The sequence below is a fragment of the Nereida sp. genome, assembly GCF_965655635.1.
Taxonomy (GTDB): Bacteria; Pseudomonadota; Alphaproteobacteria; order Rhodobacterales; family Rhodobacteraceae; genus Nereida.
Genome location: NZ_CBFHHE010000005.1, coordinates 63917 through 82461 on the forward strand (window position 1 = coordinate 63917; position 18545 = coordinate 82461).

14 protein-coding genes, 1 tRNA gene and 3 pseudogenes are annotated in these 18545 nt (G+C 54.4%); 11 read left to right on the top strand and 7 right to left on the bottom strand.

The annotated features are described in order from the left end of the window. The 5 genes from ACTF5M_RS02830 to ACTF5M_RS02850 are packed head-to-tail and all read left to right on the top strand — an operon-like array spanning position 1 to position 6056. A complete protein-coding gene (locus tag ACTF5M_RS02830) occupies positions 1 to 2079 on the top strand; it encodes an alpha-galactosidase (protein WP_438959580.1) in 2079 nt (692 codons plus the stop codon). Further along, positions 2076 to 3791, top strand: a complete 1716-nt coding sequence (locus ACTF5M_RS02835) for an IlvD/Edd family dehydratase (RefSeq protein WP_438959581.1) — start codon at positions 2076 to 2078, stop codon at positions 3789 to 3791. Before ACTF5M_RS02830 ends, ACTF5M_RS02835 begins: the two co-directional genes overlap by 4 nt. Next, on the top strand, positions 3791 to 4552 hold the full coding sequence (locus ACTF5M_RS02840) for an SDR family NAD(P)-dependent oxidoreductase (RefSeq protein WP_438959582.1): 762 nt from the start codon (positions 3791 to 3793) through the stop codon (positions 4550 to 4552). Before ACTF5M_RS02835 ends, ACTF5M_RS02840 begins: the two co-directional genes overlap by 1 nt. Then, positions 4549 to 5448 (top strand): 2-dehydro-3-deoxygalactonokinase, encoded by a 900-nt coding sequence (locus ACTF5M_RS02845; protein WP_438959583.1) that lies wholly within the window; start codon positions 4549 to 4551, stop codon positions 5446 to 5448. Before ACTF5M_RS02840 ends, ACTF5M_RS02845 begins: the two co-directional genes overlap by 4 nt. Beyond that, on the top strand, positions 5445 to 6056 hold the full coding sequence (locus ACTF5M_RS02850; protein WP_438959584.1) for a 2-dehydro-3-deoxy-6-phosphogalactonate aldolase: 612 nt from the start codon (positions 5445 to 5447) through the stop codon (positions 6054 to 6056). The genes ACTF5M_RS02845 and ACTF5M_RS02850 overlap by 4 nt, the downstream gene beginning before the upstream one ends. On the opposite strand, the pseudogene ACTF5M_RS02855 reads toward ACTF5M_RS02850, so the two are convergent. Next, positions 6004 to 6147: pseudogene (locus tag ACTF5M_RS02855) on the bottom strand (hypothetical protein); the annotation flags it as partial. The gene ACTF5M_RS02850 and the pseudogene ACTF5M_RS02855 sit on opposite strands and share 53 nt — an antisense overlap. Between ACTF5M_RS02855 and ACTF5M_RS02860 the strand changes: the two are divergent. The 3 genes and pseudogenes from ACTF5M_RS02860 to ACTF5M_RS02870 form a co-directional block, all read left to right on the top strand. Further along, a pseudogene (locus ACTF5M_RS02860) lies at positions 6085 to 6858 on the top strand (SMP-30/gluconolactonase/LRE family protein); the annotation flags it as partial. The pseudogenes ACTF5M_RS02855 and ACTF5M_RS02860 overlap by 63 nt on opposite strands. After that, entirely contained in the window at positions 6855 to 8753 is a 1899-nt protein-coding gene (locus ACTF5M_RS02865) for a beta-galactosidase (protein WP_438959585.1), read from the top strand. The pseudogene ACTF5M_RS02860 and the gene ACTF5M_RS02865, both read left to right, overlap by 4 nt. Continuing rightward, positions 8738 to 9706, top strand: a complete 969-nt coding sequence (locus tag ACTF5M_RS02870) for an aldose epimerase family protein (RefSeq protein WP_438959586.1) — start codon at positions 8738 to 8740, stop codon at positions 9704 to 9706. The genes ACTF5M_RS02865 and ACTF5M_RS02870 overlap by 16 nt, the downstream gene beginning before the upstream one ends. Here ACTF5M_RS02870 and ACTF5M_RS02875 read toward each other — a convergent pair. Then, on the bottom strand, positions 9690 to 10415 hold the full coding sequence (locus tag ACTF5M_RS02875; protein WP_438959587.1) for an esterase/lipase family protein: 726 nt from the start codon (positions 10413 to 10415) through the stop codon (positions 9690 to 9692). The genes ACTF5M_RS02870 and ACTF5M_RS02875 overlap by 17 nt on opposite strands. Positions 10416 to 10422: 7 nt before the next feature. Further along, positions 10423 to 11726 (bottom strand): annotated as a pseudogene (locus tag ACTF5M_RS02880) (UDP-glucose dehydrogenase family protein). A 140-nt stretch (positions 11727 to 11866) separates the two neighbouring features. Here ACTF5M_RS02880 and ACTF5M_RS02885 point away from each other — a divergent pair. Continuing rightward, positions 11867 to 12904, top strand: coding sequence for an NAD-dependent epimerase/dehydratase family protein (locus ACTF5M_RS02885; RefSeq protein WP_438959588.1), 1038 nt, complete (start codon positions 11867 to 11869; stop codon positions 12902 to 12904). 9 nt (positions 12905 to 12913) lie between these two features. Here ACTF5M_RS02885 and ACTF5M_RS02890 read toward each other — a convergent pair. Beyond that, positions 12914 to 12990: transfer RNA gene (locus ACTF5M_RS02890), tRNA-Met, on the bottom strand. Positions 12991 to 13065: 75 nt separating this feature from the next. Between ACTF5M_RS02890 and ACTF5M_RS02895 the strand changes: the two genes are divergently transcribed. Continuing rightward, positions 13066 to 14484, top strand: coding sequence for an FAD-binding oxidoreductase (locus tag ACTF5M_RS02895; protein WP_438959589.1), 1419 nt, complete (start codon positions 13066 to 13068; stop codon positions 14482 to 14484). On the opposite strand, the gene hemC is transcribed toward ACTF5M_RS02895, so the two are convergent. After that, complete coding sequence (gene hemC, locus ACTF5M_RS02900) at positions 14481 to 15422, bottom strand: hydroxymethylbilane synthase (RefSeq protein ID WP_438959590.1); 942 nt, start codon at positions 15420 to 15422, stop codon at positions 14481 to 14483. The genes ACTF5M_RS02895 and hemC overlap by 4 nt on opposite strands. A gap of 189 nt (positions 15423 to 15611) precedes the next feature. Between hemC and hemE the strand changes: the two genes are divergently transcribed. Further along, entirely contained in the window at positions 15612 to 16652 is a 1041-nt protein-coding gene (gene hemE / locus ACTF5M_RS02905; protein ID WP_438959616.1) for a uroporphyrinogen decarboxylase, read from the top strand. 87 nt (positions 16653 to 16739) lie between these two features. Here hemE and hemF read toward each other — a convergent pair whose 3' ends face one another. Beyond that, entirely contained in the window at positions 16740 to 17633 is an 894-nt protein-coding gene (hemF, locus tag ACTF5M_RS02910; protein ID WP_438959591.1) for an oxygen-dependent coproporphyrinogen oxidase, read from the bottom strand. 103 nt (positions 17634 to 17736) lie between these two features. Next, complete coding sequence (locus ACTF5M_RS02915; protein ID WP_438959592.1) at positions 17737 to 18543, bottom strand: SDR family NAD(P)-dependent oxidoreductase; 807 nt, start codon at positions 18541 to 18543, stop codon at positions 17737 to 17739. Between the last annotated feature and the right edge of the window lie 2 nt (positions 18544 to 18545).

The following is an 18545-nucleotide window of genomic DNA, read 5'->3' on the forward strand; positions in this document are numbered from 1 at the left end:
ATGCACCATTGGCGATTAGACGATGAACGTCAGACACTGGTTCTGGCAACCAAAGGCGCGCGGCTACCTCAAGTGATCTACTGGGGCGCGCCTCTGCCTGCGGATGAGGATCTCGAAACGCTCCAAGCGGCCTACCAGCTTGATGTGACCGGCGGCATGCTGGATGAGAACCCAGATTTATCAATTTGCCCCGAAGCATCGCGCACATTTCCCGGCCAGCCCGGTCTGATTTGTCGTGATACAGACGGCACACCTTTGTTGCCAAAGTTCTGCTTTGAAAAAGCGGGGACCGATGGTGGGCTGACCCTAAGTTTTCGTGATGATGAGAACCGCCTCACCCTGACCGCCATTTACGCGATCAACCCTCAAACGCATATTATCACCGCCAAGCACATTCTTGAAGCGGATCGCTCGATCCATTTGCATTGGCTGTCCGCGCCAGTATTTCCCGCCCCACAAAACGCCAGTGAGATGATCGATTTTGCAGGCCGTTGGTGTGGTGAATTCCAGCTTAATCGAACGGCATGGTCGGCAGGCATGCGATACCGTGAGAACCGGACTGGCCGCACAGGTCACGAACACTTTCCGGGTCTAATCGTGCCTTGTGAAGGCACCACAAATACCGACGGCGAGGCGTATGGCTTTCACTATGGCTGGTCCGGCGGGCACAAAATGATCGCCGAGGAACTGCCCGATGGACGGCGTCAAATCCAGTTTGGCCATGCCGCGCGAATGGAAACAGAAGCCGCCACCCGCTTTGAGACCGCAACTCTTTATGCAACGTTTTCGGGGCACGGGTTGAACGGATGCGCCACAGCATTTCAACGCCATACCCGCGATCAGATTGTGACCTGGCCCAAGGGCCAAATCGCGCGGCCTGTGCATTACAACTGTTGGGAAGCTGTCTACTTTGACCACAAACTAGACGTCCTCAAAGACATCGCCACCAAGGCGGCCAATCTGGGCGCAGAGCGTTTCGTACTGGATGACGGCTGGTTTGGTAAACGCGACGACGACACGACGTCCCTGTCTGATTGGCAAGTCGATCCGCGCAAATACCCCGATGGTTTGGGCCCGCTAATCGATCATGTTCACGCCGAAGGGATGACCTTCGGCATCTGGTTTGAACCTGAGATGATCAACCCTGATAGCGATATCCACCGCGCCAATCCGCACTGGGCGTTGGGCAGCGAAGATCAGACCCTTGGCAGGCAGCAAAAAGCCCTCAACATGGCGCTGCCCGAAGTCCGTGATTTCCTTTACGACCGCATGTCTGCAATCTTGCGTGACCACGATGTGGACTACATCAAATGGGACCATAACCGTGTACTCCCCGCCCCTGACGCCGCACAAACACGCGGCTCATATGCCCTGATTGACCGCTTGCGCCGTGATTTCCCGCAGGTCGAGATTGAAAGCTGCGCCTCAGGTGGTGGCCGCATAGATATGGGTATCCTAAAACGCACCCAACGTGTCTGGCTGTCAGACAGCAACGATGCGCTTGAGCGGCTCAAAATTCAGCATAACGCAGCCCTTTTCCTGCCACTCTCCGTCACAGGAAGTCACGTTGGTCCGCGCAAATGTCACACGTCAGGGCGTAGCATCGATATTTCGATGCGCGCGTGGGTCGCTGCACAGCGCCATATGGGCTTTGAAATGGATCCCCGTGAACTGGACGATCGTGAAGAGCGGGTTCTGCGCGAAGTCACAAGCTGGTGGAAAGCGAACCGCGATTGGATGCAACGCGCAGATATTTTGCGCCTCGACAGCGCCGATCCGGCGGTCATCGCAGAACAGCAACTTGCCGAAGATCATAGCCGCTTTGTAGTGTTTGCCGGCAAAGCAGACACAAGCGCGCAAATCGCTCCGCGACCGCTTCGCTTGACCCGTCTTGACCCAACTGCACGCTACCGCATCCAACTAATGAACGGCCCCACAGCGCCTGCACTATCGCGCGGGGATCAGCGGATCAAAACCGAGCCTATGGAATTTTCCGGAGCCTATCTAATGAACTACGGCGTCACCTTGCCATGGAATTTCCCAGAGACCATGTGGGTACTGGAAGGAACAAAACTATGACTGACAAAAAGCCCCGCCGCTCGTCCCATTGGTACGGCAAACTCGACAAAGACGGCTTCATTCACCGTTCTTGGATGAAGAACCAAGGGTTTCCAGACCAAGCATTTGATGGCCGTCCGATTATCGGGATTTGCAACACATGGTCAGAGCTCACACCATGTAACTCGGGCCTTCGCGACTTGGCTGAGGGCGTAAAGCGCGGCGTTTGGGAAGCGGGTGGTTTCCCTGTCGAGTTTCCGGTGATGAGCCTAGGCGAGACACAGATGAAGCCCACTGCAATGCTGTTCCGCAACCTTCTTGCCATGGACGTGGAGGAATCCATCCGCGCCTACGGCATCGACGGTGTCGTATTGCTGGGCGGCTGTGACAAGACAACACCAGGCCAACTGATGGGTGCGGCATCTGTCGATCTTCCGTCCATTGTCGTGTCCTCAGGACCGATGCTGAACGGGAAATACAAAGGTTCCGACATCGGCTCTGGAACAGATGTCTGGAAATTTTCTGAGGCGGTGCGCGCAGGCGATATGACTTTGCAAGACTTCATGAACGCCGAGTCTGGCATGTCGCGCAGCAAAGGCGTGTGCATGACCATGGGCACAGCCAGCACGATGGCATCGCTTGTTGAGGCGATGGGCATGTCCCTTCCGACCAACGCGGCCCTGCCTGCTGTGGACGCGCGCCGCATGGCGCTGGCGCATATGACAGGCAAACGCATTGTGGAAATGGTCGATGAAGATCTAAAGCCGTCCGACATTTTGACCAAAGAAGCGTTTGAAAATGCGATCCTTGCCAATGCCGCTGTGGGTGGCTCAACAAACGCAGTCGTTCACCTTCTGGCAATCGCGGGGCGTGTAGGCGTTGATCTAAGCCTTGACGATTTTGAAATCGGTGGCGAATTCCCCCTGTTGGTCAACTGTATGCCGTCTGGTAAATACCTGATGGAAGACTTCTGTTACGCAGGCGGAATGCCTGCGGTTCTGTCTGAACTCGGCTCTCACATAAGATCTGCAAAAACAGTGCTTGGCGGGGACATTTCGACCTATGCGCAGGGCGCAGAAAACTACAACACAGACGTCATCAAAACCTTCGACGCCCCCGTAAAGCCAGCTGCAGGCCTGCGGGTTTTACGCGGCAATCTGGCGCCCAACGGAGCCATCTTGAAGCCTTCAGCAGCCACAGATGCATTGCTTGAACACGAAGGCGAGGCGTATGTTTTTGAAAACATAGAAGATTTGAAAGCAAATATTGACCGCGATGATTTGCCTGTCACGCCGGATACTATCTTGGTGCTAAAGGGCTGTGGTCCGAAGGGCTATCCCGGGATGCCTGAGGTCGGCAACATGCCAATTCCAAAAGTGCTTGTTCAACAAGGTGTGCGCGACATGATCCGTGTTAGCGATGCGCGTATGTCGGGCACTGCTTACGGCACTGTCATCTTGCACGTTAGTCCCGAAGCAAATGCGGGCGGGACTTTGGCGCTGGTGAAAACAGGGGACCGTATCCGCGTAAGTGCCAGTGGCGGTGTGTTGGAGTTGCTGGTCAGTGAAGACGAACTGACAGCCCGCCGTGCAGATTGGCAACCAGAGGAACCTCATTACACACGCGGGTATGCCAAGCTATATATCGATACTGTTTTACAGGCGGACAAAGGCGCTGACCTTGACTTCTTGGTCGGTAAAGACACCCGCCTCGTCACAAGGGAGAGCCACTAATGCACCCCACATTTCATGACCTAAAAGACGCCAGCGTTTATATCACAGGCGGCGGATCAGGCATCGGCGCGGCACTAACGGATGCGTTCTTGTCGCAAGGTGCAAAAGTGGCCTTTATCGGCCGTGAACACGCCAGCGCGTTTTGCGACGCGATGGAGCAAAAGCACGGAACGCGCCCTTTGTTTTTGCAAGGGGACATCACAGATACGGACCACCTGAAGGCAACGATGGATCAGGCAGTTGCAGCACATGGGCCGCTACGGTGTTTGATTAACAACGCCGCAAATGACCAACGTCACAGCACAGCCGAAGTCACGCCTGACTTTTGGGACTGGATGATCTCGGTCAACCTCAAGGCCTATTTCTTTGCGTGCCAACACGCCGCGGCTCTGATGGCCAACACTGGTGGATCAATCATCAACTTCAGCTCCATCAGCTACATGATGGGCAATGGCGGGTACCCGATCTACACGACTGCAAACTCTGGCATCAATGGCATGACCAGAAGCCTGGCCCGTGAGTTTGGCCCTCACAACATCCGCGTGAACGCCGTGGCGCCAGGTTGGGTGCTGACACAGAAACAAAAAGACCTGTGGGTGACAGAAGAAGCGCTGGCCGCACACATCGACCGGCAGTGTCTAAAAACACCCCTTGCCCCGGATGACATCACCGGCGCGTGCCTATTTATGGCCTCCGATGCCTCCAAAATGATGACAGGTCAGGCAATGGTGATCGACGGTGGCGTGGTAACAACCGGATGACCGACGTGGAGTGGATCGCAATTGATTGGGGCACCTCGAACCTGAGAGTTTGGGGCATGAATGCAAACGGGCGTGCAGTGCGTGAAGCAACCAGCACCAACGGCATGAACGTGCTTGCCCGCGATCAGTTTGAAGACGCGTTGATGGCGATGGTCAGCACTTGGCTGGACGGAACCACAATTGCGATTGCGTGTGGGATGGTCGGTGCGCGCCAAGGCTGGATGGAGGCACCCTATAGCACCGTGCCCTGCGAACCGTTGGGCGAGGGCATCGTAAAAGTTCCGACCCAAGACGCACGGCTGCAAATGCATATTCTGTCGGGCATAAAACAGACCAGTCCCGCAGATGTGATGCGCGGTGAAGAAACGCAAATCGCAGGGTTTCTTGCGCTTAACAAAGACTGGGACGGCGTAATTTGTTTGCCTGGTACGCATACGAAATGGGTCCATGTGAGTGCAGGTGAAGTGGTCAGTTTCCAAACCCTCATGACGGGGGAATTGTTTGGCCTTCTCAGCGAGCAAAGCGTTTTAGCGCACTCCGTCACCTCAGAAGGTTGGAGCGATGCAGCATTCGAAGACGGCCTCAGCACAGCGATGTCGCGGCCTGAAGCCTTGGCCGCACGCTTGTTCAACATTCGCGCTAGCCAGCTTCTGGAAGACACCGCACCAGACACAGGCAGTGCACGACTTTCTGGTTTGCTGATCGGGGCCGAACTTGCGGCAACCAAGCCCTATTGGTTAGGTCAGAACGTAGCCATCGTCGGTAGCGCGCCACTCGCCGGCCACTACACAACAGCTCTGCGAGGCCAAGGAGTTCCTGCGACGGAAACAGACCCCGCCGCGATGACCCTTGCAGGCCTGACCGCGGGCTACAAGAAATTGAAAGGCATCACATGAGCCGTCCTATCATTGCTATTTTGCGGGGTATTCCCACAGAGCAAGCCGCCGAAGCCGCATCAGTTATTATCGAAGCAGGCATCACCACTATTGAGGTGCCAATGAACAGCCCCGACCCCATCGGGGCGATCAAGGCAATGGCGGACGCGCACGGCCAACAGGCGCTTATCGGGGCCGGCACTGTTCTAAGCAAAGCGCAAGTGAACGCGGTAGCTGACGTAGGCGGAAAGCTCAGTGTATCACCGAACACAAATCCAGACGTCATCGCGCATACAGTAGCACTTGGCCTGCAATCCTGGCCCGGGGCATTTACGCCGACCGAATGTTTTGCTGCCCTTGAAGCAGGGGCAACAGGATTAAAACTCTTCCCCGGTAACATGGCGGGAATCGACGGCCTAAAGGCGATCCGCGCAATTTTGCCCCAAGGCACACAGGTTTACGCTGTAGGCGGCGCAGGACCCGATAATTTTGCAGAATGGATCGCAGCAAGCGCTGACGGGTTTGGCATCGGCTCAGGCATCTACAAACCGGGAATGAGCACAAACACCATCGCCAAAAACGCAGCGGCGATTGTTGCCGCCTATGATGAGGCCATAGATGATCTTTGACGAACGCGCCTGCGCGCTTGGTGAAGGGCCTTTGTGGCACCCGCTGCGACAGGAACTTTTCTGGTTCGACATCTTGGGAAAAACCCTGCATTCGCAAGGTCAAACATGGCAGTTTAGTGAGCATGTCTCGGCCGCTGGTTGGATGTCCGAAACGCAGCTTCTGATTGCGTCCGAAACGAATTTATTCACGTTTGATCTGGAAACGGGAGTGCAAACTACTGTCGCCGAGCTAGAAGCCCATTTGCCTGATAACCGCTCAAACGATGGGCGCGCCGATCCTTGGGGGGGCTTTTGGATTGGCACGATGGGTAAGAAGGCGCAGCCCAAAGCGGGTAGCATTTACCGCCTGTTCGAAGGCAAGCTGCACCGCCTATTTGCAAATATCACGATTAGCAACGCCATCTGCTTTGCCCCTGATAAATCCTGCGCCTATTTCACGGACACAACGACAAAACAGATCATGCGTGTCCCCCTTGATGATGCGGGGTGGCCCGATGACGCACCAGCCGTACACGTTGATCTGACGGCCCAAGGCCTCAACCCAGATGGTGCCGTTACAGACGCCAACGGCAATTTGTGGGTGGCACAATGGGGTGCGTCGCGGGTAGCCGTCTATGATCCATCAGGAAATTTCATTGAGGCGCATGAGTTCAGTGCTACCCAAATCAGCTGCCCTGCGTTGTCTGATCACGGGCTCTTTGCGACTAGCGCTGCCGTCGATGTGACTGAGACCGACGGCGGCAAAACCTTCTTCAAGCCGCTCAACGTATCGCCCCAGTTGGAGCATCAAGTAAAAGTATGATCACTACACAGCCCCGCACCCTTGGCACCTGCTATTATCCCGAACACTGGGACCGAGGCATCTGGGAGGATGATGCACGAAGAATGGTCGAAGCAGGCCTGAGCTGGGTCCGGATCGGTGAATTCGCTTGGTCGCAGATTGAGCCGCGCGAAAGTGTATTTCAATGGGACTGGTTGGATGACGCCATTGAGGTTTTGGGCCGTGCTGGCCTGAAAGTTGTGTTGGGCACCCCCACAGCGACGCCCCCCAAATGGGTTCTGAACAAATATCCCGACATGCTGGCAATAGACGCACAAGGGCAGCCCCGCAAATTTGGCTCGCGCAGGCACTACTGCTTTTCGCATTTGCCATACCGCGCAGAAGCTGGCCGGATCACACGCAACTTGGCAGAACGCTACGGGCCAAACGACTTCATCCACGCATGGCAAACCGACAACGAATACGGCTGCCATGATACTGTCATATCTTACTCTGATGCGGCGCGAAGTGGCTTTCAAAACTGGCTCGCAGCGCGCTACGGCGACATCACCACCTTGAATAAGGCATGGGGTAACGTCTTTTGGTCGATGGAATACGATGATTTCTCCGAGATCGATCTGCCTAACCTAACGGTGACCGAACCAAGCCACATCCACCAACTTGATTTCATGCGGTATAGCTCGGACATGGTTGTGGCCTTCAACAAAGTTCAAACCGATATTTTACGCACTCATACGGATGCGCCACTGATCCACAATTACATGGGGCGTATTATGGAGTTTGATCATTTCGATGTGGGGGCGGACCTCGATATTGCGTCATGGGACAGCTATCCGATTGGCTTTCTGTCAGACCGCCTTGAAGCAAGCGATGCGAACAAACAGCATTTTTTGCGCCAAGGGGATCCGGACTTTCAGGCCTTTCACCACGATCTGTACCGCGCGGTGGGCCGCGGCCGTATGTGGATCATGGAACAACAACCTGGTCCAGTAAATTGGGCCCCCTACAACCCTGCCCCTCTTGATGGGATGGCCCGCTTATGGGCATGGGAAGCTTTTGCGCATGGTGCTGAAACCGTGTGCTATTTCCGCTGGCGACAGGCGCCTTTTGCCCAAGAGCAAATGCATGCAGGCTTGCTGCATCCTGACAGCACCGATGCGCCGGCCCTCAGTGAGGCACGCCAAGTTGCGGACGAAATTAAGGCGATGCCTGATGCCAAGACTGCAAAAGGCGATGTGGCAATCATATTTGATTATGCCTCAGCATGGGCGTGGTTTGCGCAGCCACAGGGCGCAGATTTTGATTATTTCAGACTTGTCTTCGACACGTACCGCGCCTTGCGGCGCGCGGGCCAAAACGTGGATATCCTAACACCCGACGCCCCCTCGCTTGATGGCTACAGTGCTATTTTCGCGCCTGGTTTGATGACCATTCCGGACGGGCTGCGCAAGCTACTGCATAGTACCAAAACGCCCGTCCTTTTTGGGCCGCGTACCGATACCAAAGACATCAATCTGGCCATCCCAACCCCGATGGGCCCAAATGTTGAGGGGCTTGATGTCACTGTGCGGATCACTGAAAGCATTCCGCCCACTGCGAAGTTTGACCTGAAAGGAGGCGGCACCGCGCGCCACTGGTTTGAGCATATTGCAGGTGACGCCGAAACGCACATTGAAACGATCGACAATCAGCCCGTGCTTGTCGGTAGCAATGGCCTGTTCTACCTTGGCGCATGGCTTGATGAGGCAGGATTTGACCGCGTGATCCAGATGTTTGTGACGCCCCATAAAATGCCAGCAGGTGTACGTGTTCGCGACACAGATACCCACCGGTTTTGGTTCAACTACAATCCACACAGCGTCACAATTGATGGGAATGAGATATCAGCAGCAGGTGTAACATGGCAGAAATTGTAAGCTTTGGCACAATGCCAGACGGCACCGAAGTCCATAAGATCACCCTCACCAATGATGCGTTATCTGCAAGCTTTCTGACCTTTGGGGCGACGCTACAATCGGTCTATCTGAATGGCGATGCACAGAACCTGACCCTTGGGTTTGATGATCTTGGCTCGTATCTAGCCCCCGGCAACATGGTGGGTTGCGTCATCGGCCCAGTGGCGAACCGCATTGGCGGCGCACGCGCAATGTTCGACGGAAAAGAGTTGAAGTTCGATCCATCCAGCGGCGGAAACACTTTGCACAGCGGCCCTGCTGGCTGGCACAATTGTGTGTGGGATATTGTGGACAGCACAGAGCGGTGCGTCACGTTTATGCTCAAAGACCCTGACGGTTTGGGTGGTTTTCCCGGCAACAAAACTGTGACAGCGGCCTACGCCATTGCGGGCAACCGAATTGAACTTGCCATCGTGGTCACAAGCGACGCACGAACCCCTGTTGCCGTAACCCACCACGGGTACTGGAACCTAACTGGGGCGCCAACAATCGATAACCACACCCTTGAGGTGCGCGCAGATCAATACCTGACCTCAGAAAACAGTCTGCCCACGGGCATTACAGAAGTTGCGGGTACTGAGTTTGATTTTCGCACGCCACGGCTGATCGGAGATACGTCTGTCGATAACAACTTTTGCTTATCACAACAGACGTCCCCAATGCGCGAGATCGCGGTGCTGCGTGCCGGCGGCAAAGCCTTGCACCTATGGAGCACTGACGTAGGCCTGCAGGTCTATGATGGTATCTCATTGAATGTAAACGGGCCGATGCCGCGCGCTGCTCTGGCGCTTGAGCCGCAAAGGTGGCCGGACGCGCTGAACAATTCGGACTATCCATCCGTTACTTTGGAAGCCGACGGTGTGACCACTCAAGTCATGCGCTGGCAGTTTGAGAAAATCAGTTCTGAGAATTGATCAAAGGATCACCAATCATCTGCACCGCCGAGGCAAGATCGATCTTTTCGCCAAACTTTTCTTCGCGCAGAAAGCGCAGCGCATAAGCCATCACGATAGGGTTATTCATCATAAACGTATGGCTAACCGGCAACGTGATGTGAGAACGCATGCCCGCCAATTTCGTACTTTCTACAGACACTTTACCGTCATGGGGCCCATCGATCAAAACAGCACCAAGTGCGCCAAGCGGCACATTACCCGCAATGATGCCAACAGGATAATCAACGCCACCTAATTGACTGGGAACGCTGCCATCATTGGTGCCAAGTTGACGGCCAGCAGGACCATTGAGCCATTCAAAAGGCACCAAATCCCCAAAGGTATCCACCAACTCTGACCCCTGATTGGGGGGCGCAAGCATGACAACACGCCCAAGATTAGCCGGGCGCGCCTTTTCAAGATAGGAGCGCACCAGAATGCCACCCATTGAGTGGGTGACGAAATGCACCTTGCGATCCCTACATTCGGCAACCGCAGGGCCAAGCGTTTGGGCGACCAGCTCCTCAATTGGTAATTGGCGCGAGGGGTAGCCGGGGTTGACCGTGTGATAGCCCTGCGTCCGCAAAACGCCCTCAAGCACCGCAAGCGACGTGTCGCTACGAGCCAACCCATGTAACAGAACTACGCATTCGGCCGTTGCCGGTTGCGCGGTTAAACCCAATGCCATAAGCGCCTTAGCGACCCACGAACGCATAACTTTCAAATCCTGCCCGTTTCAAATCTTTTTCCGAATAAACATTGCGCAAATCTGCGAACCGCGGCGTGTTCATCCGCCGTGAAATCCGGTTCAAATCAAGCGCACGAAATTCGTTCCACTCGGTCAACAAAACACACAAATCAGCTTTCTGCACGGCCTTATATGCGTCCTCAGCCCACACCACACCCGGCAAAAGCGTTTCGCCCTCATGTTTGCCTTGCGGATCAGTAACGACCACTTTCGCCCCCGCGCCCACCAAAGCAGGCACAATGGTAAGGCTTGGCGCATCACGCATGTCATCCGTATTGGGTTTGAACGTGACCCCCAGAACGGCGATGGTTTTGCCGTTAAAGCTGCCATCACAAAGGGTGAGAAGCTTCTCAATCATGCCGCGCTTGATCTCTTCATTCACCTTGATGACCGTTTCCGTGATCTGCATTGGCACCGCATATTCTTGGCCAATACGCGCCAAGGCTTTGGTATCTTTGGGGAAACAAGATCCGCCATAGCCAGGCCCTGCGTGTAAGAATTTATTGCCGACCCGCACATCAAGGCCCATGCCTTTCGAGACCTCCTTCACGTCCGCACCAACTTTTTCACACAGTGCAGCAATCTCATTGATGAATGTGATCTTGGTGGCGAGAAATGCATTGGCGGCGTATTTGATCATCTCCGCACTTTCCAAATCCGTGGTCACAATTGGAAAATCCCTCAGAAAAAGGGGACGGTAGATTTCAGCCATCACGTCTGCGGCACGTTCGTTTTGCACCCCAACTACCACTCGATCTGGGCGCATAAAATCATCTATTGCCGCCCCCTCACGCAAGAACTCGGGTTTGATGCCACATCGAACAACGCGCCTTTGTTTGCTTTGCGGATAATCTGTTTAACCTGACGGTTTGTGCCAACGGGGACTGTCGATTTGGTCACCACCACTGTGTAGTCATCGATTAGATGCGCAACCTCTTCTGCAGCGGCATATACATATGTAAGATCCGCGTGCCCGTCGCCCCGACGAGTCGGTGTGCCGACAGCAATAAATACCGCATCGGCACCCTTCATGGCACTGGCCAGATCAAGGGTGAACGACAGCCGACCAGCCCCAACATTTTTCGTCATCAGCGCTTCAAGGCCAGGCTCAAATATTGGGACGTGACCCGCATTTAGCTGCTCAATCTTGGCGGGATCCTTATCAACACATACTACGTCATGCCCAAAGTCCGAGAAACAAATCCCCGAAACAAGCCCGACATAGCCGGTTCCAATCATCGCGATGCGCAATTAACCACTCCTGACACTCATTGGTCTAACTCGTCAAAACAACGCGCGGGGCAGCGGTGCAAAATTGGCCGCGTTCCGCTCTAACTTTTGACTTATTTGCGCACGATACTCAGCGATAATGACAAGAGTGAGGCACTTAGATGACTGAACAAAGAACCGCGTTGGTAACTGGCTCGGCGGGCTTCATCGGCTTTCACCTGTGCCAAAGACTGCTGCGCGACGGATTCCGTGTGATCGGTCTAGACGCCATGACAGATTACTATGACGTTGCCCTGAAGCAGCGCAGACATCAGATTTTACTTCAAAGCGAAGGGTTCACAGCCTGTGAAGACAGGCTAGAAGGCGAACAGGTGCTGCATAACCTTTTTGAAAAGTACCGCCCTGATGTGGTTGTGCACCTCGCTGCCCAAGCAGGTGTTCGCTATTCAATCGACAACCCGCGCAGCTATGTTCAGTCCAATCTAATCGGCACTCACGAGCTGTTGGAAGCGGGCCGCGCCTTTCCGCCCGCACATATGCTGCTTGCCTCCACCAGTTCCGTGTACGGTGCCAACACGCAAATGCCTTACGCCGAAACCGACAAGGCAGATACGCAGATACGCAGATACGCAGATACGCAGATGTCATTTTATGCGGCCACCAAAAAGGCAAACGAAGCGATGGCCCACAGCTATGCTCATCTGTTTGGCCTGCCTATCACAATGTTCCGCTTTTTCACTGTTTACGGCCCTTGGGGGCGGCCAGACATGGCGCTTTACAAATTCACACGCAACATTTTGGCCGGTGAGCCGATTGATGTGTACAACCACGGCGAAATGAGCCGAGACTTCACCTATGTGAGCGATCTGGTCGAAGCGATCCGCTTACTTATTGAAGCAGTCCCTGAACGTAGCGAAAATATCGCCCCGAATGATAGCATGTCACCAGTTGCGCCATGGCGTGCGGTGAATGTAGGAAACTCAGAGCCGGTCAAACTGATGGATTTCATAGCCGCCATTGAAAAAGCCACTGGAAAAACCGCAAAACTTAACATGATGGACATGCAGGCCGGCGACGTGCCCGCGACATGGGCAAACGCGCAATTGCTAAAAGACCTGACCGGATACCAACCTCAAACAAGCGTTGCACAGGGCGTCGAGGAATTCGTGCGCTGGTACTGCGACTATTACCAGACATAATGAGTAAAATGGTGGCGTGGGGGAGACTTGAACTCCCGACCTATCGATTATGAGTCGATCGCTCTAACCAACTGAGCTACCGCGCCACTGGCGGCTGATTTATCGACGGCACCCCATGGCGTCAACCCGCAAACTCGTGCAAACTGCCTTCAACGAAGGGGATGACCATGATTTCTGAATTGCAAAGCATCGTTGGCGAAAATTATGTGACAACCGGCAAGGATTTAGCAGCCTATTCCAGCGACTGGGTCGGCTGGTATAGCTGGAAACCTCTTGCACTGGTCTGTCCTGCAAATACCGCAGAAGTTGCAGCACTGGTCAAATGGGCGAACGAAAACAAAACCGCAATCGTGCCCGTGAGCGGCAATACCGGCCTGAATGGTGGAACCCATGCTGAAGGGGCCGTGATGCTATCGCTCGACCGGCTCAACAAAATTCGCGAAATGCGGGCTGATGCACGCGTGGCAGTTGTTGAGGCTGGCGTAATAATGTCCCAACTACATGATGCAGCCGACGCCTTGAACCTTGTGTTTCCAATGACGTTTGGAGCCAAAGGAAGCGCGATGATCGGCGGAATGCTATCGACCAACGCAGGCGGCTCAAACGTTTTGCGTTACGGCAACACCCGCGATCTTTGCCTTGGTCTTGAAGTGGTCACCCCCCAAGGCGAGATCATGGACCTGATGGGCGCGCTTCATAAAGACAACTCTGGTATCAACCTAAAGCACTTGATGATCGGTGCAGAAGGTACCCTGGGAATCATTACTGCCGCCGTTATGAAGCTGGCCCCGAAGCCATTGGCCTATGCCACAGCCATGCTGGCGGTGCCCAGCCTTGATGATGCTTTGCGCCTTCTGAACAACCTTCAGCAAGCAACAGGCGGCGGTGTTGAAGCATTTGAATATATGACGCGCCCGTATGTTGAGGCGCATATGAAAAACCACGGCGGCGGAGAACCCTTCGATGCACCGCACCAGATAAATATCTTGTGCGAAGTAGGTGCTACGGCGCCGCGTGACGCAGACGTGCAACCCGACGGGTCAGTTCCGATCACATCGTATCTTGAGGATGTCTTGGGCCAAATGGTGGAAACCGGTCAGGTGTTGGATGCCGTAATTGCACAAAACGAGGCGCAACGCCGCCAAATGTGGGAGCGGCGCGAGGCAGCGGGTGAGGTTCTTCTAAGCCACAAACCACTGGTCAACACAGATGTTTCCGTCGCGCTTGACGATGTCAGCCGCTTTATCAGGCTTGCAGATGCGCGGACGCAGCAGATTGATCCCGGCGCACAACCCATGATCGTCTCACACTTGGGCGACGGCAATGTGCACTATGCGGTATGGCCCACGACACATGATGAGGCCGTGCATAAATCCATGGTCGAGGCGATTGAGGATTGCGTCGTTGAAGTGCAAGGAAGCTTTTCGGCCGAACATGGCATTGGGATCTCAAAGCTTGATACGATGTCGCGACGCAAAGACCCCGCGGCCCTTGCGATGATGCGCACGCTGAAAACGGCGCTCGACCCCAATAATATCCTCAATCCCGGCAAAGTGATTCCACCGGCGCCGGCCGATTAATTCAGCCAACTGAAGAAGTCATCGTCCGCTTGACTGCGCAACTTACGGGCCATTTCAACGCCCAGCTTTGCGCCGTCAGCCACAGAACAGGTTTGCTCATCACTAAGCACCTCAGAACCATCAACGCGCAAAATTTCACCGCGCAAGGTCAGAGTATCGCCATCAATAGTGGCCAAGCCGCCAATTGGCGTTTCGCATGATCCGTCAAGAGCACCCAAAAAGGCGCGCTCCGCCGCAAGACGTTGGGTCGAGAGGGTGTCATTGATGGCGCTCAGCATCTCGCTCATGCGGTCATCACCCAAACGCTGTTCAATACCGATACAACCTTGAGCCACCGCCGGAAGCATTTCTTCAGCCTCAATGGCGGTGCGGGGCACTTCGTCCATTGCCAACCGGTTCAACCCGGCCATGGCAAGGAAGGTTGCTTCAGCCACGCCGTCATTCAACTTTTTTAATCGCGTTTGAACGTTTCCACGAAATTCGACGATTTCCAGATCAGGACGATAATTCAAAAGCTGCGCTTTGCGTCGCAGGGATGACGTGCCAACCACAGCCCCCTCGCGCAGATCAGCAAGCTTGCCGCCGTCCAAAGAGACAAACGCATCACGCACGTCTTCACGGGGCAAATAAGTCGTCAGCGCAAGCCCGTCTGGCTGCGCAACGGGCATATCTTTCATCGAATGGACTGCAATATCAATCGCGCCGGACAGCAGATCGTCTTCAATCTCGCGGGTAAACAGACCCTTGCCGCCGATTTCTTTCAAAGGCCGGTCCAAAATGCGGTCACCGGTTGTTTTGATCACAACAATCTCAAAAGCACCCTCAGGCAGATTAAAGGCCGTCATCAACCTTTGACGGGTTTCATAAGCCTGCGCGAGCGCAAGCGGCGAACCACGAGTGCCGATTTTCAACGGTGCATCGGGAGAAGGTAGAGTCATAATTTACATTGTCCACTTTTGTTGACACACTAGGTGTCTATAAGTTGAATGGCCATTCCTCAACCCCGAGAACCTTAACTGGCCACATTCAAAAAGCAAAATATCTTTTCGCAAGAAAAGTCCCGTGATACCAAGCGCCTAGTTCGGCGCGCCCGAAGCAAGGAAATTCCGATGAAGGACAGCATCACCATGACAAAGCCAAAGAAATTGCTGCAAAGCCTTGCGGGCGAAACGCTTGAGACGCCGCCGATCTGGATGATGCGCCAAGCAGGGCGCTACCTGCCCGAGTATCGCGCCACCCGCGCGCAGGCCGGTGATTTTCTATCACTTTGCTACAATCCGGAATTGGCCGCAGAAGTAACGCTTCAGCCGATCCGCCGCTACGGCTTTGATGCTGCGATTCTTTTTGCAGACATTTTGCTAATCCCCGAAGCACTTGGCGCTGATCTTTGGTTTGTCACCGGCGAAGGCCCCCGCCTTTCCACCATCACAACCGACGCGGACTTTGCCAAAATTAAAAGCGCGGATGATGTTCATGATCACCTTGCGCCAATTTATGAGACCGTAACGATTCTTGCACGTGAACTGCCGGAAGAAACTGCGCTGATCGGCTTTGCTGGCGCGCCTTGGACCGTTGCCACATATATGATCGCAGGTCGCGGCACCCCTGACCAAGGGCCCGCACATCAGCTGATTGCTGAGAACCGCCCGCTGTTTGAAGCGCTGATTGACCGTTTAACGGACGCGACCATTGCATATTTGTCGATGCAAATCGAAGCAGGTGCAGAAGTCGTTAAACTGTTCGACAGCTGGGCAGGCTCACTTAAAGGTGACGACTTCCAGAAATACGCCCTTGCCCCCGCTATCAAGATCATCACAGCACTTAAAGCAAAACACCCCACCACACCGATCATCGCCTTCCCCCGCGAAGCAGGTGATGGTTACATCGGCTTTGCCAAAGCAACAGGCGCAGACTGCGTTGCCCTCGACAACTCCGTCAGTGCCGAATGGGCCGCGCGCAATGTTCAAGTTGATAGCTGCGTTCAGGGTAACCTCGCCTCAAGCCATATGGTCACCGGCGGCCAAGCACTTGTTGATGAAACACGTGCCATCGTTGATGCCTTCAAGGGTGGGCCACATATTTTTAATCTTGGTCACGGCATCACACCCGATGCTGATCCCGAAAACGTACAACTGATGATCGACACGGTCCGCGAAAAACGCAGCTAACCAGATTCATCAGATCAACAAAAAAGGCCGTGCATTCATTTGCGCGGCCTTTTGTATTTTATGAACCGAAAAGCAGTGGACCGAGGTCTAAACCCACTTCGCCAGAGGCGGCAGGGACATCAACACCGCGTTGGCGTCGTGACCTGTCTCAAGACCAAACTTAGTACCGCGATCATATACAAGATTGTACTCCGCATAGAGCCCACGGTGAATGAGTTGCGCCTCTTTATCGGCCTCATTGAAATCTGCTGTGCGGCGCTTTTCAACAAGCGGCACATAAGCCGGCAAAAAGGCACGACCGATGTCTTGGGTCAAAGCAAAATCTGCCTCCCAATCACCCGTGTTGTGATCATCCATGAAAATGCCCCCAACACCGCGGGCACGATGACGGTGCGGGATATAGAAATACTCATCAGCCCACTCTTTTAGGCGCGGATACAAATCCGCACCATGTGGTGCCAAATGCTGCTCTTGGGTCGCGTGAAAATGCGTCGTGTCTTCATCAAACTCAAGACAAGGGTTCAGGTCAGACCCGCCCCCAAACCACCACGCATGAGGCGTCCAAAACATCCGTGTGTTCATGTGAACTGCCGGTGCTTGCGGGTTGCGCATGTGTGCCACAAGGCTAATCCCGCTGGCCCAAAAACGCGGATCATCCGCCATACCCGGAATACCTTTGCGCGCAGCCATCGCGGCCTGTGCACGCGGAGCCAACGTACCGAAAACCGTACTGACGTTGACGCCTACTTTTTCAAATACGCGCCCACCGCGCATAACGCTCATCAGGCCGCCACCCGCATCGGAACCGTCATCAGATGCCCGTGTTGTTTCAGTCACTTCAAACGAACCGGGCGCCATATCTGAGAACGGCCCTGTTGTGTGTGACGCCTCAAGGTCTTCAAACACTGCAACGATTTGATCACGTAACTCACGAAACCACGCTGCGGCGAGCGCTTTGCGGCTGTCAAAATCTTCGGTCATGCAAACTGTCCTCTTTAGTTGACACTTTACTAACATGTGTTTTGCGGCTTGCCTAGATTTGGGCAGCGCCTCGCAACATCGTTTTATGATATGTTTGGCAAAACTAGTGGGCTGGTGCGCGCGCTGCATCAACAAGCGAGCGGCCACCATCAACCGTAATCACTTCACCCGTCACAAAGCTTGAAGCATCTGAGGCCAAATACTGCACCGCGTCAGCCACCTCGGACGGCCCAGCAATCCGGTGCAGGGGCGTGTGTTCTTTGATGTCTTCACGATACACTTCATTGTCTTTCAGCGTATCCTTAAGGCTGGCTGACATGACTGAACCGAAAGCAACTGCATTTACGCGAATGCGGTGCGGCGCCAATGCCACCGCCATAGAACGAGTCATTTGGTTTAACGCAGCAGAGCTCACGGAATAAGCAAGCAATTCGGGCTGGGTACGATTTGCAGCAATTGAGCTTAGGTTGACGATGGAGCCCGCAGGCGCATCTTCTGCAGCAGTCTCGGCCTGCTTCATCATGCGTTTCGAGATGGCCTGTGTGAGGCGAAGCGACGTCATCAGGTTTTGCTGCAACAGTGTTTCAACTTGATCGGCTGCAGGGTCGAACGGATCGGACTCAAGGACTTGGCGTGAGCCGTTCACCAAAATATCAACCTGATCGAAGTGATCCAACGTAGCAGACAACAGGTTCGCAATTGTCAACTTTTCGCGCAGATCACCTGAAAACGTGATGAACTTCGGCTCCGCACTATCGTCCGCCCCGACCTCGGCAACCAGCTTTTCCTCATTCATATCCGCGAATACGACATTGGCGCCCATGGACAGAAAGTGGCGACCAATCGCAAGGCCGACCCCATTGGCAGCACCGGTCACAATAGCAGTTTTACCCGCAATGGAAAAAGACATCA

What these genes read in the sequence shown, in the direction of transcription:
- ACTF5M_RS02830 (WP_438959580.1), top strand. Translation starts at nt 1, where the DNA reads ATGCACCATTGGCGATTAGACGATGAACGTCAGACACTGGTTCTGGCA.
- ACTF5M_RS02835 (WP_438959581.1), top strand. Translation starts at nt 2,076, where the DNA reads ATGACTGACAAAAAGCCCCGCCGCTCGTCCCATTGGTACGGCAAACTC.
- ACTF5M_RS02840 (WP_438959582.1), top strand. Translation starts at nt 3,791, where the DNA reads ATGCACCCCACATTTCATGACCTAAAAGACGCCAGCGTTTATATCACA.
- ACTF5M_RS02845 (WP_438959583.1), top strand. Translation starts at nt 4,549, where the DNA reads ATGACCGACGTGGAGTGGATCGCAATTGATTGGGGCACCTCGAACCTG.
- ACTF5M_RS02850 (WP_438959584.1), top strand. Translation starts at nt 5,445, where the DNA reads ATGAGCCGTCCTATCATTGCTATTTTGCGGGGTATTCCCACAGAGCAA.
- ACTF5M_RS02865 (WP_438959585.1), top strand. Translation starts at nt 6,855, where the DNA reads ATGATCACTACACAGCCCCGCACCCTTGGCACCTGCTATTATCCCGAA.
- ACTF5M_RS02870 (WP_438959586.1), top strand. Translation starts at nt 8,738, where the DNA reads ATGGCAGAAATTGTAAGCTTTGGCACAATGCCAGACGGCACCGAAGTC.
- ACTF5M_RS02875 (WP_438959587.1), bottom strand. Translation starts at nt 10,415, where the DNA reads ATGGCATTGGGTTTAACCGCGCAACCGGCAACGGCCGAATGCGTAGTT.
- ACTF5M_RS02885 (WP_438959588.1), top strand. Translation starts at nt 11,867, where the DNA reads ATGACTGAACAAAGAACCGCGTTGGTAACTGGCTCGGCGGGCTTCATC.
- ACTF5M_RS02895 (WP_438959589.1), top strand. Translation starts at nt 13,066, where the DNA reads ATGACCATGATTTCTGAATTGCAAAGCATCGTTGGCGAAAATTATGTG.
- hemC (WP_438959590.1), bottom strand. Translation starts at nt 15,422, where the DNA reads ATGACTCTACCTTCTCCCGATGCACCGTTGAAAATCGGCACTCGTGGT.
- hemE (WP_438959616.1), top strand. Translation starts at nt 15,612, where the DNA reads ATGACAAAGCCAAAGAAATTGCTGCAAAGCCTTGCGGGCGAAACGCTT.
- hemF (WP_438959591.1), bottom strand. Translation starts at nt 17,633, where the DNA reads ATGACCGAAGATTTTGACAGCCGCAAAGCGCTCGCCGCAGCGTGGTTT.
- ACTF5M_RS02915 (WP_438959592.1), bottom strand. Translation starts at nt 18,543, where the DNA reads ATGTCTTTTTCCATTGCGGGTAAAACTGCTATTGTGACCGGTGCTGCC.